The sequence below is a fragment of the Limnobacter sp. genome, assembly GCF_043511195.1.
In the GTDB taxonomy this organism is placed as follows: Bacteria; Pseudomonadota; Gammaproteobacteria; order Burkholderiales; family Burkholderiaceae_B; genus Limnobacter.
Window position 1 is genome coordinate 2,352,949 of the sequence record NZ_CP121330.1, and the last position, 15,850, is coordinate 2,368,798.

The 15,850-nt window shown below is 51.8% G+C and carries 14 protein-coding genes; 6 read left to right on the plus strand and 8 right to left on the minus strand.

Going from position 1 to position 15,850, the window contains the following annotated elements; genetic code table 11:
- Nucleotides 1-4 precede the first annotated feature (4 nt).
- The 8 genes from P0D43_RS11205 to P0D43_RS11240 all read right to left on the minus strand — a co-directional run bounded on the left by P0D43_RS11205 (nucleotide 5) and on the right by P0D43_RS11240 (nucleotide 8,138).
- Nucleotides 5-268 (minus strand): hypothetical protein, encoded by a 264-nt coding sequence (locus P0D43_RS11205; RefSeq protein WP_341236640.1) that lies wholly within the window; start codon nucleotides 266-268, stop codon nucleotides 5-7.
- A gap of 2 nt (nucleotides 269-270) precedes the next feature.
- On the minus strand, nucleotides 271-873 hold the full coding sequence (fdh3B, locus tag P0D43_RS11210) for a formate dehydrogenase FDH3 subunit beta (RefSeq protein WP_159570467.1): 603 nt from the start codon (nucleotides 871-873) through the stop codon (nucleotides 271-273).
- 25 nt (nucleotides 874-898) lie between these two features.
- Entirely contained in the window at nucleotides 899-3,838 is a 2,940-nt protein-coding gene (locus P0D43_RS11215; RefSeq protein WP_394672437.1) for a formate dehydrogenase subunit alpha, read from the minus strand.
- Nucleotides 3,839-3,853: 15 nt separating this feature from the next.
- Nucleotides 3,854-4,072, minus strand: coding sequence for a twin-arginine translocation signal domain-containing protein (locus P0D43_RS11220; RefSeq protein ID WP_341236638.1), 219 nt, complete (start codon nucleotides 4,070-4,072; stop codon nucleotides 3,854-3,856).
- Between the two features lie 14 nt (nucleotides 4,073-4,086).
- Complete coding sequence (locus P0D43_RS11225) at nucleotides 4,087-4,713, minus strand: molecular chaperone TorD family protein (RefSeq protein WP_341236637.1); 627 nt, start codon at nucleotides 4,711-4,713, stop codon at nucleotides 4,087-4,089.
- A complete protein-coding gene (locus tag P0D43_RS11230) occupies nucleotides 4,710-6,827 on the minus strand; it encodes a 4Fe-4S binding protein (RefSeq protein WP_394672438.1) in 2,118 nt (705 codons plus the stop codon). Before P0D43_RS11230 ends, P0D43_RS11225 begins: the two co-directional genes overlap by 4 nt.
- 182 nt (nucleotides 6,828-7,009) lie before the next feature.
- Nucleotides 7,010-7,684, minus strand: coding sequence for a DUF3306 domain-containing protein (locus P0D43_RS11235; protein ID WP_394672439.1), 675 nt, complete (start codon nucleotides 7,682-7,684; stop codon nucleotides 7,010-7,012).
- A 4-nt stretch (nucleotides 7,685-7,688) separates the two neighbouring features.
- Nucleotides 7,689-8,138 carry a DUF3305 domain-containing protein gene (locus P0D43_RS11240; RefSeq protein ID WP_341236634.1) on the minus strand — a complete coding sequence of 150 codons (450 nt, stop codon included), beginning with the start codon at nucleotides 8,136-8,138 and terminating at the stop codon, nucleotides 7,689-7,691.
- 138 nt (nucleotides 8,139-8,276) lie between these two features.
- On the opposite strand from P0D43_RS11240, the gene moaA reads away from it, so the two are divergent.
- From moaA to P0D43_RS11270, 6 genes are all read left to right on the plus strand, one after another.
- Nucleotides 8,277-9,395: a GTP 3',8-cyclase MoaA gene (gene moaA / locus P0D43_RS11245; protein ID WP_341236633.1), complete on the plus strand. Its 1,119-nt coding sequence runs from the start codon at nucleotides 8,277-8,279 to the stop codon at nucleotides 9,393-9,395.
- A gap of 20 nt (nucleotides 9,396-9,415) precedes the next feature.
- Nucleotides 9,416-10,285 (plus strand): formate dehydrogenase accessory sulfurtransferase FdhD, encoded by an 870-nt coding sequence (locus P0D43_RS11250; RefSeq protein ID WP_159570488.1) that lies wholly within the window; start codon nucleotides 9,416-9,418, stop codon nucleotides 10,283-10,285.
- Complete coding sequence (gene mobA, locus P0D43_RS11255) at nucleotides 10,282-10,875, plus strand: molybdenum cofactor guanylyltransferase MobA (protein WP_394672440.1); 594 nt, start codon at nucleotides 10,282-10,284, stop codon at nucleotides 10,873-10,875. The genes P0D43_RS11250 and mobA overlap by 4 nt, the downstream gene beginning before the upstream one ends.
- Nucleotides 10,876-10,890: 15 nt before the next feature.
- Nucleotides 10,891-12,135, plus strand: a complete 1,245-nt coding sequence (gene glp / locus P0D43_RS11260) for a gephyrin-like molybdotransferase Glp (protein ID WP_394672441.1) — start codon at nucleotides 10,891-10,893, stop codon at nucleotides 12,133-12,135.
- Between the two features lie 99 nt (nucleotides 12,136-12,234).
- Nucleotides 12,235-14,367, plus strand: coding sequence for an ATP-binding cassette domain-containing protein (locus P0D43_RS11265; RefSeq protein WP_394672442.1), 2,133 nt, complete (start codon nucleotides 12,235-12,237; stop codon nucleotides 14,365-14,367).
- Complete coding sequence (locus tag P0D43_RS11270; protein ID WP_394672443.1) at nucleotides 14,364-15,722, plus strand: HlyD family type I secretion periplasmic adaptor subunit; 1,359 nt, start codon at nucleotides 14,364-14,366, stop codon at nucleotides 15,720-15,722. Before P0D43_RS11265 ends, P0D43_RS11270 begins: the two co-directional genes overlap by 4 nt.
- Nucleotides 15,723-15,850: the final 128 nt, after the last annotated feature.

The window sequence follows — 15,850 nt, forward strand, 5'->3', positions numbered from 1 at the left end:
CTCCTTATTTGGCCTTTGCCGAATCGCCGGTACGAACGTATTCGTTCTGTGCTTTGGCTCGGACGTTCAGGTTGTCTGCCCAGCTTTCCTTGTCACCCGCTTTGAAACCACCGGCGGTGAATTCACCGCCGCCAGTCATATAAGCCGGTGTGTCGGCCTTGCCTGCATACCCCTTGCCTTCGTTGGCATCTTCCAGGGGTGAGCAACCAGTGGCCAAAACCAGGCCCGCAAAGGCCCCGGAAAGGATCAACTTGCTACGAAGCGCCATAATTACGCGCCCTCCTTGGCAGGTTGGCCATAAGCAGAACTCCAGCCCCACACTTCAGCGCCTTTGCCGCGAACAACCACACGATTGCGGAAGATGTCGGAGACTACGTCACCGTCACCAGCCAACAAGGCTTTGGTTGAACACATTTCGGCGCACAGTGGCAGCTTGCCTTCGGCCAAGCGATTGCGACCATACTTCTCGAACTCGGCTTCGGAAGCGTCTTCTTCTGGGCCGCCTGCACAGAATGTGCACTTGTCCATCTTGCCACGCTGACCAAATGCACCTTCCTGAGGGAATTGTGGTGCACCGAATGGACAGGCGTAGAAGCAATAACCGCAACCAATACACAGGTCCTTGTCGTGCAACACAACACCTTCATCGGTCTTGTAGAAGCAGTTCACTGGGCATACGGCCTGACAAGGCGCGTCTGAACAGTGCATACAGGCTACGGAGATTGAACGCTCTCCGGGTTCGCCGTCGTTGATGGTAACCACGCGGCGGCGGTTGATACCCCAAGCCACCTCGTGTTCGTTTTTACATGCGGTGACGCAGCCATTGCACTCAATGCAACGCTCGGCATCACACAGAAACTTCATTCGTGCCATTTTGTTATCTCCTTTGCATTAGTGCTTAAACCAGCTTTTCGATCTGGCAAACGGTGGTCTTTGTTTCCTGCATCATGGTAACCACGTCGTAACCGTAGGTTGTCGCAGTGTTTACCGCCTCTCCACGTACAACGGGTGCCGCACCTTCCGGGTAGTACTGCAGAAGGTCTTTGCCTTCCCAGTGTCCAGAGAAGTGGAATGGCAGAAACACAGTGTCTGCGCCTACACGGCGTGTAACCAAGGCTTGCACCTGGATCTTCGCACCGGTTGGTGTAGTCACGCGAACCTGATCGCCGTGTTTGATGCCACGGTCGTTCGCTGCCTTGGGGTTGATTTCAACAAACATGTTTTGTTGAAGTTCAGCCAGCCATGGGTTGGAACGAGTTTCTTCACCACCACCTTCGTATTCCACCAAACGACCTGAAGTCATGATCAAGGGGAAAGACTTGCCAATGTCGGCATTCTTTTCCTGAACAGACTTGTACAGGGTCGGCAAGCGCCAGAAGGCTGCCTTGTCGTCGTGTGTTGGGTACTTGGCAACCAAATCGGGTCTGGTGGAGTACAGCGGCTCACGGTGCTTGGGCACTGGATCCGGGAAGTTCCACTCCACAGCACGGGCCTTGGCGTTACCGAATGGATGGCAACCGTGCTTCATGGCCACGCGCTGAATACCGCCGGACAGGTCGGTTTTCCAGTTTTTGCCTTCGGCTTCGGTTTTTTCTGCCTCGGTAAGGTCGTCCCACCAACCCAACTGCTTGAGTAGGTCGGCTGTAAACTCGGGGTGACCGGTTGTAATTTCAGCACCCACTGGGTGTGATCCAGCCTCGGCCAACAGGTTGACACCGTCTTTTTCAACACCGAAGTTGGCGCGGAAGTTACCGCCACCGTCCATGACCGATTTTTCTGTCGAGTACAGGTTGGGTGAACCGGGGTGTTTGATGTCGGCTGTGCCGTAGCAAGGCCAAGGCAAACCGAAGTAATCACCATCACATGGGCCACCTTCGGCTTTCAATGTGCGAACGTTGAAGGTGTGCATGTTTTTCATGTGCAGCTTCAAACGCTCTGGACTTTGACCGGTGTAGCCGATGGTCCATGTGCCTCTGTTGATCTCTTTCAAGACGGATTCCATTTCTGGCTCCATCATGCCGCCCTTGCCCTTTACCAGTGTGAAGCTGCGGCTGAACTCGTCTGCGAACCCAAGCTTCTCTGCCAATTGCTGCATGATCATGTGGTCAGTGCGGCTATCGAACATGGGCTCGATCACCTTCTCGCGCCACTGCAGTGAACGGTTGGAGGCTGTGCAGGAACCGGCACACTCGAATTGTGTGGCTGCAGGCAGCAAGTACACTTCGCGGTTGGGGTTCAGGCCAGCAGGGTCGCCGGGCATCGCTGCCATGGAGGCGGTTGCTGAAGGATAAGGATCAACAACCACGAGCAAGTCGAGCTTGTCCATGGCTTTCTTCATGTCCAAACCACGGGTTTGTGAGTTCGGTGCATGCCCCCAGAAGAACAGGCCGCGAAGGTTGCCGGATTTCTGATCAATCAACTCGGGGTTTTCAAGTACACCGTCTACCCAACGCGACACGGTCATACCGGCTTTGGTGGTCATGCCCTCTGCATAGCGGCTCTTGATGTATTCGTAATCCACACCCCATACGCGGCACCAGTGTTTCCAGGAGCCTTCGGCAACGCCGTAGTAGCCTGGCAGTGAATCTGGGTTTGGACCTACGTCGGTAGCGCCTTGTACGTTGTCGTGTCCACGGAAAATGTTGGCACCGCCACCAGACACACCAATGTTGCCCAAAGCAAGTTGCAAAATACAAGATGCGCGAACCATGGCGTTACCAATGGTGTGCTGGGTTTGACCCATACACCACACAATAGTACTGGGGCGGTTCTTGGCAAACATCTCAGCCACTTTGTACATTTGCGCTTCGCCCACACCACAGGCTTCTTCAACTTTATCAGGAGTCCAGTTGGCCAACACTTCAGCCTTGATCTGGTCCATGCCGTAGACACGGTCGTTGATGTACTTCTTGTCTTCCCAGCCGTTTTTGAAGATGTGGTGCAACAAGCCAAACAGGAAAGGAATGTCTGAGCCAGAGCGAATACGCACGTATTCGTCTGCGCGCGCAGCAGTGCGTGTGAAACGTGGGTCAACCACGATCATTTTCGCGCCTGTTTCCTTGGCATGCAGCATGTGCAACACAGACACGGGGTGCGCTTCAGCTGCATTGGAGCCGATGTACAAGGCGCACTTGGTGTTCTGCATGTCGTTGTAGGAGTTGGTCATTGCACCATAACCCCAAGTGTTCGCAACGCCAGCCACCGTGGTGGAGTGGCAAATACGCGCCTGGTGATCACAGTTGTTGCTGCCCCACATCGATACCCACTTGCGCAGCAAGTAAGACTGTTCGTTGTTGTGCTTTGAAGAGCCGATGATAAATACGGAATCAGGACCGTTTTCTTCACGCAGTGCCAGCATTTTCTTGGCGATACCGTCGAGCGCTTCGTCCCAGGAAATTTTCTGGTACTTGCCGTCCACCAATTTCATGGGGTATTTCAAACGGTACTCACCGTGGCCGTGCTCACGAAGCGCCGCACCCTTGGCACAGTGCGCACCCAGGTTAATGGGGCTGTCGAACACCGGATTTTGGCGGATCCACACGCCATTCTGCACTACCGCATCGGTGGCGCAACCCACTGAGCAGTGCGTACAAATTGTGCGTTTGATTTCAATTGCGCCGCCAGCTGTGCTGCCTTCAGCAGCCGCTTCAGCGCGTTTGACCATACCAAACGGCAGGCTGCCCGCAACGGCACCCGCACCCACGCCAATTCCGGAGCGCTTCAGGAAAGCGCGGCGGTCCATTGTGGCACCCAAGCGCGACCCAATTTTATTGAGCAGGCTGTGGTTGTGATTTGGGATCACTTTGGCCACTGTCTTGTCGTCTCTTCTCTTTAACATCCTGGTCTCCTTGAGTTACACCAGCAAGGTTCTGTAATAGGTTTTCACATGCTCAGAGAGCTGGTAACCCTTCGATTTCTTTTCTGTGCCTGCGGCAGCGACTTGTTCGGCCACTTCAGGTTGTTTACTTACCACCAGTGCAGCACCGGCAGCAGCGACACCCACACCGGCACCCACCAGGAACTGGCGTCGTGCAAGCTTGGGTTTGTCTTGGCTTATCATTTTCTTGGTCATCTCATCACCTCCAATCAAACGGCACTTTCAAAATCGAAAGACTGTGTTTCAACATCAAAGAACACGCGGGCCAAACGACCCACAGTTTTGTAAAAATCGGTATTGCTGGCTGCCTCTATGTCGTCGGCCATGCGGCCATACCAGCTCGCCATGTGGGCCTGGAAGAACGCACGCTGCTCTGCAAACGACACAGGTGGCTCGTCCGCCAAAATCAAATAACGCATCACTTCGCACAGAAAAGCGATGTGGTCTTCGGTTTCCACCAAAGCTTCGTCGCGGGTCAGTCCAAACTTTGCCAGGTCATCGCGCAAGGCAATCAAGGGCTTTTCGTTCAAAAAACCAGCCATGTAATACGAGCCATACAACATCACTTCGGGGCGACCCACGCCAATGAAGTTGTCGACAAATTCCTGATTGATTTTCTTGCTGTCGAATTGCTCCACCACGCGAATGAGCTCGGAAAACTCGAAGCCCAACGGTGTTGTAATGTCGAGCGTGCCGCGATCAATTTCACGGAAACGGGCCAGAAACTCATCGTTTACCTTGCCGGAAAACAATTGGGACAACAGGCCATAAAAATCGGCGCGAGCCCAGTCTTCGCCGGCGATCAGGTTGTCATCCTGTTGAACCTGGGTGGTCATTTTTTCACCTCAAATATGGTCATTTCATCTTTGGCGCTATACATGTCAGTTACGCGGCAATCGGCGCACATTTTCAGCCGGTTTGCATTTCGTTCAAACATGCTGTGCGCACTCAGTTTTGCAAACATGTTCTCGATCATGTGCTTGGTGCCAAACGCTTTTCCACAGCTGATGCAGTGGAATGGCTGCGATTCGTTCAACACGCGCTTTTCGCGAGCTGCCGGGCCAAGCAACAGCTGTGGCACCAATTCCATTGCATTTTCGGGACAAGTTTCAACACACAATCCACACTGAACACAGTTCCGCTCAATGAAGCGGAGCTGAGGCAATTCGGGATTGTCGATCAGTGCTGAAGCTGGACAAGCGCTGGTGCAGCTCATGCAAAGCGTGCATTTGTCTTTGTTAACCAACACGGCACCAAAGGGTGCGGAAGCGGGCAATGCTATTGGTTCTTCAAAATCGAGCTGAGCATGCTTTTGAGCGTGCTCTGCCAGATGATCCACAGCGAACTCCATGCGGGTTCGCTTGTTGGAAGACAGCTCGAAGCTGGCAGCTTGCACACCGGAAGCGACCAAATTCGACGGCTGGAACAACTGCTCGGTTTGCCCAACAGCAAGAAGGCGGACACGGCGCTGCAAACCCATGGCTTCGAGCAGCGTATTTACCCAACCTACTTGTGCGCCAAGCGGCTCACCATAATGGGCCCCTTCCAGCGCAGATTGCACAATCGTAATTCTGTCTACACCAAAAGCCAGGGCCGACAACCACAAGTCTGGGCCCGCACTTGCACTGTGATTCAATTCGATGGGCAACAAACTAAAATCTGAGGAAGCGGACTTGCCGGCATTGATTGCCGCCATTTTTTTGGCTGACTCCAGCCAGTTGTGTTCAAAGTCTGGGCCGTGAAACACCAACTCCAACTTTTTTCCACCATTTGCACGAAACGCTTTCACAGCCGTTTTTATCGCGCGCCCCTGCGCAGTTGCGGGGCTCAATGCAAATTGAATTGCGCCGGTTGGGCACACGGTAGTACAGGCACCACAACCTAAACAAAGATGTGGATTTACCTCAATTTTTTCACCGGCAGATCGAATTGCCTTGGTACTGCAGGCGTCGATACAGTTGCTGCAGCCCTCTTTGTTCGAACGGCTGTGCGCGCAAATGCCCGACTTGTAATCAAAGAACTTGGGCTTCTCGAATTCACCCACAGTTTGAACTGCGTCCAGCATGGCTTCGAGCATAAGTTGCTCACTGTCGCCCACATGCCAATAACCCAAAGGCGCTTGGCGATCAGCAAACAAGCCCGGCATGGTGCAGTCAATGACCATGTCGTATTCGCGCGCTGAAACCAAATTCATGTCGGAAAAAGAAATGGCTTTGAACTCGCCACACGCCTTGATACATGCACCGCTCTGATCGCAACTGCCGAGGTCAATCGCAAAGGAATCTTTGGAGATCGACTTTGTTGGGCATGCATCAACACAAGCGCCGCAGCGTGTGCACATTTCCATGTCCACAGGGTTTGTTTTTCGGGTATTCAGAGTGAACGAACCCAAGTAACCCTCGGCTGAATCAACAGCCAAAGCCAGCACATTCAAATCACGCTTGGCTGGCAACACAACGCCAGAGGCATCAACAACCAACAAATCAACAGTGAGGTTGTTGGCCAGCGTTTGGGCATGGTGAAGCTGCTTGTCGGTTTGCGAAACAACAGCAATGCGGCCTTGCGATTTGAACAGCACGGCCGGGACGGGTTCTACCTGAAATTCAGTTTCGTAGGCGGCGAGTGCCGCAACGGCTGCAGCTGCCTCGGGAGATGACTGCAGGCCGGGCTGACCTCTCAGCAATCCGCGCAAATTTACGAATTCAATTGTTTGGGTGTTTGAAGATGTGTCTGAAACAGATTCGAACACCGCCTGTTCCTGAGTACACCCTACGAAACAACGCGCACCGCTGGACCGGTTTTTTGAATCAAGAATCGTGGAAATACCATCGCGACAAGCACGCTGAGCGGACAAAAACCGTACACCGTCGACGCTGACGTTTTTCAACGCCTTGTCAACTGTCTCGCCGCTTCCCTGGCAACCACACACAAACACATCCGAGTTGGTCATCTAAAACTTCTATTTTGGTTATTTGGCAATTAATTGCAAAACTTGTGCCACATCCACCCCGTAATTTTTCTTATTTAAAATCATTGGACTAGGAGAAGGGGCTTGTATACAAGGAAGGCATATGGTGCATTTTGTCTGTATCGACATGGACAATCGATACGACAAAATGTACCAAATGAAGATCATTTTTTTGGAAGATTTTCGAACGATCGTTCTGTTAACTGTTCTTTTGAATCAACGGCTTGCGATTCATTAGGGATTACCCTCGGGTCACCCTCGGTTTGTGTATTTTCTTCACCGGTCTGTGCTTCGTTTTCCGGTTTGTCTAGCACAGGCGTTGGAACTTCCGGCAACTCATCAACCGACCCAGGCAAGGCATTCAAACCCTCTTTTATGTCACCTATTTTCGGTAACTCAAGGTCTGGGCGACTCAACAATTGCTTTGACAACGTCATCTTGCCAATGTCCTCCTGACTCAACGGAGTGAACTTGCTGTAGTCATCAATGTAAATATCCAAACCGTCCATGACATTGAATTCCGGGCGGGAAAACAGAGCTTTGAAGGCCTTGTTTTTCAACTCTGCGGATACTTTGTCCACCATAAACGCCTTGATATCACCGCCCTGCTCCACTTTTGTTAAATCGGCTTCGGTGGGCAAAGGAATATCGACTTGGGGCTCTTTCGAGACCGCCACCGCAGAATCACCACTGGAATCGCGATTCAACTCAGCAGGGGTCTGTTTAATGCTCAGCTCACTGCCCCCTTGGATTGGCTCCGAGAGGTTTTCAAGTTGTTTTTCCTGCTCTTTGGCCTCCAGTTTTCGCTTTGACCACCTGCTTAGAAAATTATCACTCATCGCTTTAACTACGCTCCCCAGGTTTCACAAAAGACTGTGGGCGTCGGCGCTGCTTGGGCTCGGGTTGATACCTCGCCTGCACCAACTCAGCAAGCCAACTTGCCACGGGGCCGGGCAATGGAAGCGTTTGGACTTCCTCATTCGAGTCCATCCAGCGCGCGGCTTCGTCATAACTTAACGTTGCTTCAAAAACCGATGGTCTCAAGGTCTTGTTGTCTTCGGGATAACGTACGCAAAAGAAAACATAGGGCACTTCAGTATCGAGGTTTAAAAAATAGCCTTGCAATTGGTCTTGGTACACCTCAACTTTAAGGGTTTGCACCAGTTCTTCATCACCTTGTTCCAAGGGTACTTCCGCCGGACACATGTCAAGAACCTGCCAGCGAAAAGGCTGCCAGGGCGACTGTTGCATTACTTTTCCGATTTTTACTTTGATCGCCAGTTCACCCAGCACCAAAAAATTTGCACTCAAAAAACACCTCTGCGAGTTGCCGGTGCCCGCCAGTACGGGCACAATTCATGGTTATTAGATTAGAAGATACACCACAAGTATCACAATAGGAGTTTGCCCCATGGGGCGAGGGATTGAACGATGACAGACCGAGTTATTCAACTGGTCCAGGACAATTCGCGCGTAATTCCATTGAATTTCAGCGCGCCCGCAAGCAGTGAAGTACCCGCAAAAGATCATTTCAATCGCAGGCTTCATGACTTGCGCATTTCTGTCACTGACCGCTGTAATTTCCGTTGCGTGTACTGCATGCCAAAGTCGATCTTCGACAAGGATTACCAGTTTTTACCGCACAAAGACTTGCTCAGCTTCGAGGAAATCGAACAGGTGGCCCGTCAATTCGTGGCCTTGGGTGTAGAAAAAATCCGCCTGACTGGCGGTGAACCGCTGCTGCGCAAAAACATCGAAATACTGATCGAGAAACTGGCCCGCTTGCAAACACCCAACGGCAAGCCTGTTGAAATTACGCTGACAACCAATGGCACCCTGCTTCGAAAAAAGTCCAGAATATTGAAAGAGGCTGGACTAAACCGCGTCACTGTTAGCCTGGATGCGATCGATGATGCCGTGTTCAAAGCAATGAATGATGTCGACTTTTCGGTCAATGAGGTACTGGATGGTATTGAGGCTGCTTACGAGGCTGGCCTGGGGCCGATCAAAGTAAACATGGTTGTGAAAGGCGGCATGAACGATGACCAGGTCCTGCCAATGGCCAAACACTTCAAGGGCACACCGCACATTCTGCGCTTTATTGAGTACATGGATGTAGGCAGCAGCAATGGCTGGAAAATGGACGAGGTGGTGCCTTCAGCACGCATCGTGAACATGATTTCCCAGCAGGTATCCCCATTGCAAATGCTGGATGCGAATTACACTGGCGAAGTTGCAGAACGCTGGAAGTACAGCGATGGAAACGGGGAAATTGGCGTTATTTCGTCGGTAACCCAGGCCTTCTGTAAAGATTGCACACGCATTCGCCTGTCGACCGAGGGCAAACTTTACACCTGCCTGTTTGCAAGCAAGGGACATGATTTAAAACCGCTGATTCGTTCAAACGCATTGCCTGAAGCAATTGGCGAACAACTGAATCATGCAATCAGAAATCTGTGGGCTGTGCGGGCCGATCGCTACAGCGAAATTCGAACTGAAAACACCACGCAGCCAAAAGACAGAATCGAAATGTCTTACATCGGCGGCTGAGGAATTGATTGAAGCAAGTTATGGCAGCACACATACAAACCACCCATGCAAGCATTCCCAGCACCGTTGAAATTACCGCAATCAATGAACGTGGCGAACAGGTGCCCGTTCAAATTTCCGGAGAGCACCCGCTTACCCTGTACTTCGACAAAAAAGAACTGCTGACCATCATGACTCTGGGCGCGCAACCCGAGGCCTTGGCGTTGGGTTGGCTGCGCAATCAACGACTGGTTTCCGACCCATCGGAAATTTCAGCCATTCACGTGGATTGGGAAACAGAAAGCGTTGCAGTTACTTCTACCGTGCTGAAGACCACTGGCCAGACAATTTGGGAAACCACAGAAAAAGCCCAAAAACTGGAGAAGAAAACAACCACTTCCGGATGCGGTCAAGGCACTGTATTTGGCGACTTGATGGAAGATCTGGACAAGGTACATTTAAGCAATGCCTACAACTTGTCGCAAGACGTGCTGTACGGTGTGATGGACCAGGTGAGGAAACACGAATCCATATACAAACAGGCAGGTGCGGTGCACGGTTGTGCGCTTTGTTCCAACAGCGGCGAGAATCGCGGAGAGATATTGCTGTTTGTTGAAGACGTGGGCAGACACAACGCAGTGGATGCCATTGCCGGTCAAATGTGGTTGCACGGCATGACTGGCGAAGACAAAATTTTTTACACCACCGGGCGCTTAACCTCCGAAATGGTGATCAAGTGCGCCCAAATGGGCATACCGGTGTTGGTGTCTCGATCCGGGCTGACGCAAATGGGCTATGAAATCGCCCAAAAACTGAACATCACTATGCTGGGTCGCTGTCAGGGCAAGCACTACCTGCTCTACAGTGGCACGCATCGATTCAACACTTTAACCAACACACAATTCGCATGAGTATTTCACTTGATGACATCACTGGCGTTATCCTGGCAGGCGGAATGGGCCGTCGCATGGGTGGCATTGACAAAGGACTTCGAAATTTCAAAAACGCACCGCTGGCGCTTCATGCAATGATGCGTTTGAATGGACAGGTCGGCAGCATGACCATTAACGCCAACAGAAATATCGGTGTATACGAAGGGTTTGGCATTCCTGTCATCTGCGATCAACAACCCGATTTCGCAGGGCCTTTGGCAGGTATGCAAACCGCCCTTGGCTATGCCACTGTGCCTTTTTTGGTCACGGTACCTTGTGATGTGCCAATGTTCCCAATGGATCTGGTGGAAAAGCTGGGCGCACCGTTTGAAAAGAATGTGGGATTGATGTTGACAGTGGCCGCGACCAAGGGTCGACACCACCCGGTGTTTTGTATGATGCGCACCGAGTTGCTACCCAGCATGGAAGAGTTTTTACGCAGGGGTGGGCGAAAAATTGACGCATGGTACGCCAACATTCCTCATGAAGCAGTCGAGTTTGACGACGAGGCTGCTTTTCACAACGTCAATACCCTTGACGAACTTAAAGAGCTTGAGCAGAAATCCTGAGTAGCAGAACAAAGCATGGAAACTGATTTTCAAACGGTCGATGAAGCAAGGCTGAAAATACTGGCGCTTCTTCAGCCTATTACCGGGACACGCACCGTAGCCATTCGAGAGGCGCTCGACCAGGTGTTAGCAACAGACTTGCTGTCACCCATCAATGTGCCAGCACACGACAATTCCGCGATGGACGGCTATGCCTTCAGCGGGCACTGTATTCAAGCCGCTGGCATTACCAATCTGAAAATGGTCGGCACTGCTTACGCTGGAAAGGCCTTCAACGGCAATTGCGGCAAGGGTGAATGCGTGCGCATCATGACTGGCGCAGTAATGCCCGAGAATTGCGACACAGTGCTGATTCAAGAAAATGCCACCGTCAGTGGCGACACCATCAGCTTTCCGCCAGGTGCCGTCAAAGCCGGGGACAACCGCAGATTGGCGGGTGAAGACCTGACCATCGGAAAGCCTGCCCTGCCCGCCGGTAAGGTGCTGCGCCCAGCAGACTTGGGTTTAATTGCCTCGTTGGGTATCGCGGAAATTGCCGTACGCAGAAAACTGCGGGTGGCTTTTTTTTCCACTGGCGACGAACTCCGATCTTTGGGTCAACCCCTGGATGAAGGCTGCGTGTATGACAGCAACCGCTACACATTGTGGGGCATGCTGACACGCCTGCGATTCGTTGAATTACTGGATATGGGCGTTGTGCATGATTCACCTGAAGCGCTTGAGCAAGCCATGCTTCAAGCCATGGAACAGGCAGATGTTATCGTGACTTCGGGCGGTGTCTCTGTCGGCGAAGCCGACTACACAAAACACGTGATGGAAAAACTGGGCAGCGTGAATTTCTGGAAAATTGCCATGCGCCCCGGTCGCCCCATGGCTTTTGGTCAAGTGCACAACAAAAACACAGGTGATTCAGCATATCTGTTTGGTTTACCTGGCAACCCGGTGGCGGTCATGGTCACCTTTTACGCATTTGTACGTGACGCCTTGTTCAAATTGGCTCACGCAAATACCTTACCTATTCCCATGGTCACGGCAAAACTTGCGCAGAACGTGCGCAAGCGCCCGGGGCGTACCGAATATCAACGCGCCCGACTCGATATGACTCAAGGCTCTCCAATTGCACACCTTACAGGTGCACAAGGTTCCGGTATTTTGCGCAGCATGTCCGAATCCGATTGCTTGCTGGTGCTGGCCCATGATCAAGGTGACTTAAAAGCGGGCGACTCGGTGCTGGCCCTGCCGTTTGAAGGCTTGATTTAAGTTCCCAATGAACCCCACCCGGGGGAGTGAACCAAGTGAGTGATTTTCAGGGGTAAGTTCAGGCGCTACCATGGGCGCTCTTGAATTCAGGCCCCTGACATGCTCCAAGACCCCCGCCCCATCAAACCGTTACAACACACCCTGTGCAGTGTGCTGGAAGAGTTGGGGCTGGAGTTTCTGCCCAGCCAGTGGGCACTGCAATCCGAGCTGCTCGAGCCTGGCGACGACGCTGAACTGAATCACGTGTTGGGCTATCTTTCCGCCTGCAATATTTCCCGGCAACTATTTCACGAGGTGTCGCCCGGGGAAATCAAGCACCTGGGCCCATTCACCCTGGCCATGTTGCACAACGGCCAGTGCGGTCGGCTTGAAGAATTGATTGCACGTAATCCTGAGCAAACCGCCTTGAAATGGGCGCTTCAAATTGACTCGATCAAACCCGACAGCGTCCACGCCAACACCAGCCACACACCCTCAAGCCTGCTCGGCTTTTGGCAACAACTTCGCGACAGCCCATGGTTACGCGAAGCGCTGAATTTCGAGAACGGAAGCTTCAAGCCAGTGATCTACGCATCACTGCTAATTAACTTGTTGGCCTTGGCTGGCCCACTGTTTTCGCTTCAGGTGTACGACCGGATCATCCCCAACCAAGCCTACGCATCAATGATTGCATTGCTGATGGGGGTATTCCTCTGCCTGGGGTTTGAACATGCGTTAAAGCATGCCCGCCACCGCCTGATGGAAATTGCCGCGACATCAATTGACGCCCGCTGCACCACACACCTGTCAAAAGCACTCCTGAATGTACCCATTCACAAAACAGAACCCACTTTGCTGCTACAGCATCTTCGCTCGTTTGAACAACTGCGAGAATTGATCACAGGTGTATTCCTGCTGGCCTTGATTGACTTGCCTTTTCTGGTGCTGTTTTTGGCAGTAATCGCGCTGATTCACCCAGCGTTTTTATTGATCGCTGGTGGCGTTATTGGATTAACACTGTTATTCGTAGCAACCTCGCACAGAACAATGTCCCGGCTAGGGCAAATCCAGATGCGGCAAAGCCGCGAAACTCAAAGTCAATGGCTGGATTCACTCGCCTGCCTGGACAACATTCAAGCCCATGGCGTGCAACAGGCTCACAGCCAATTGCTCAACAAACTACAACTTAAGTCGCGATTAAGCGGCAATGCTGTGCGCGATCAGCTCTTTTCAGTCAACCAACGCATACACCTGCTACAGCAAAGCAGTTGGGTGCTTACAATTTCGCTGGGGGTTTACTTCATTGTTGAGAAACAACTCACAGTGGGTGGATTGATCGCAGTGTCGATGTTGACCATGCGCTGCTTTGCCCCCATTCAAAAACTGCAAGCGCACTTGGTGCAAACGCATTCAGCCCAATCCAGTTTCGAAGAACTTGACCAGTTTTTAGGCCAGCAAAATCAATCCAAAACACAACGTAACGCGCTTGAACGCGTGGATGACATTGCGCTTGAATCAGCCAGTGTGCTCAAGCCTGGGCGCAACAACACTACAGCACAACCCTTTGACTTCATACTTCGCGCCGTGAACTTGAACCTGCACGCTGGTGAGCGACTCGGAATTATTGGTACCACAGGTTCAGGAAAAACCTCCCTGCTGAAACTACTGGCACAACAGCTGAAATGCGACCTGGGTCAACTGGCGGTCAACAAACTGTCTGTCGACCATATTCACGCCAGTGAATTTCAATCCAAAGTGGGCTATGCCAGCCAACCTCCGGTGTTGATCAAGGGTAGTTTGCTCGACAACATTCGCTTCATGCGCCCAAACATTGGCACCGCGGACTGCTGGAAAGTTTTACGGCAACTGGGCCTGAAAGAATGGATAGACCAGCACCCCGACGGAATTCACATGGCGATTGAAAGCCAAGGCAACAATTTGTCCTCTGGGCAAAAACAGGCCGTGTCGCTGTGCAGGGCACTGGCTGGTCAGCCGCAATTGGTGCTTCTCGACGAACCCACCGTGTGCCTGGATCAACACATGGAAAACCAGCTAATGCAACACCTGCAACAACTACCGGAACAAACTATTCTGGTGTTTACCACGCACAAACTGGGGCTACTTTCTTGCGCAAACAGCTTGGTTCTAATGCACAACGGGCAAATACACACACAAGGGGGAAAACCTGAAGTACTGCACGCCGCCAACGCACTTGCCACGCAGCGCAAACAAGAAAGGCAGATTAAACAATGAGTATTCAAAACACAATAAAGGGGATTATTCATTGGTTTGCGGGGAAAAGTGGGCCGCACCACATTCCTGCTACAGCCGCGCTTGAACAATCACGGCTGTGGCAACAACAACAAGTGATCACCAGGCGACTGGTGCACTGCTGTGCGCTCACCTTGCTGGCCTTGCTCGCCTGGTCTGCGATTGCAACAGTGCCCCAGGCCGCGCATGGCGAAGCACGGGTAGTGCCTTCGCAGCGCTTGCAAGTGATTCAAACCGTGGACGGCGGGGTGATCAACCAAGTGTTCGTACGCGAAGGCCAATTGGTGAAAGCCGGTGACAAACTGGTGCAAATCGACATCACCCGCTTTTCATCAAGCCTGAAGGAAAAGGAGGCGATCGATGCCTCGTTTCAATTTCGGGAAGCCAGGTTAATGGCCCAACTTAACAAAACCGCACTGAATCTGCCTGCGGCTTTGGTTCAACAATTTCCCGATTTATACATGCAAGAATCCAAGCTGCTGCAAACCAAATTGCAAGAGTGGGCTGCGCAGACACAAATTTATGAGCAGCAACTTGATCAACGTCAACGCGAGCTTGATGAAGCCCAAAGTAATGCCACTGCGGCCAAACGCAATCTGGAAATATCCGAACAAGAATTGGGCAGCATGCGGCCTCTTCTAAAAAGTGGCGCGGTGTCACCAATCGAAGTGCTTCGTCTTGAACGCGATGTGGCCAAAGCCAAAGGCGACTTTGAAGGCGCCAATGCCCAGACTAATCGGCTTCATTCCGCGATTCGTGAAGCTCGCCAAAAAATTGAAGAAATTCGCTTGAAACAAATCAATGAAGCGCGCACTGAACTGTCCGAGGTCAAAGCGCGACTGGCCAGTCTGGAGCAAAACCAGATCGAACTTTCCGACCGGGTAAACCAGGCCACATTGAAAACCCCAGTAGACGGACTTGTACAGCGCATTTTGTACAATACCCGCGGGGCCGTTGTACCTGCAGGAAAGGAAGTGATCGAAATTGTACCGATTGATGAACAATTGGTTTTCGAGACTCGAATTAATCCGAAAGACATTGCATTTATTCGCCCCGAACAACATGCCAATATTCGTGTAACCGCCTATGACTATGCCATTTACGGCGCACTTGAAGGGACCGTGGAGAGTATCTCCGCAGACAGTTTACTTGACGAATTTGGCCGACCTTACTTCAGTGTAAAAGTCACGGTGCAACGCCAGCAGGTGCACGAAAAAATCCGTTTAATGCCTGGCATGGTTGCCAATGTGAGCATTGAGACCGAAGACCGAACGGTGTTGTCCTACCTCACCAAGCCGGTTTTACGGGGTTCGATCCAAGCCTTCACTGAACAGTGAAGCAAAGCCAACCTTACAAAATAACTCCATAGAGTTAACTCTCGCCCATCCTGACCCAATCACCTGTTTGGCACACAGTGGATTTGGAACCAAACTCGCGACTCGATCACTTATCAATGACATCGAAT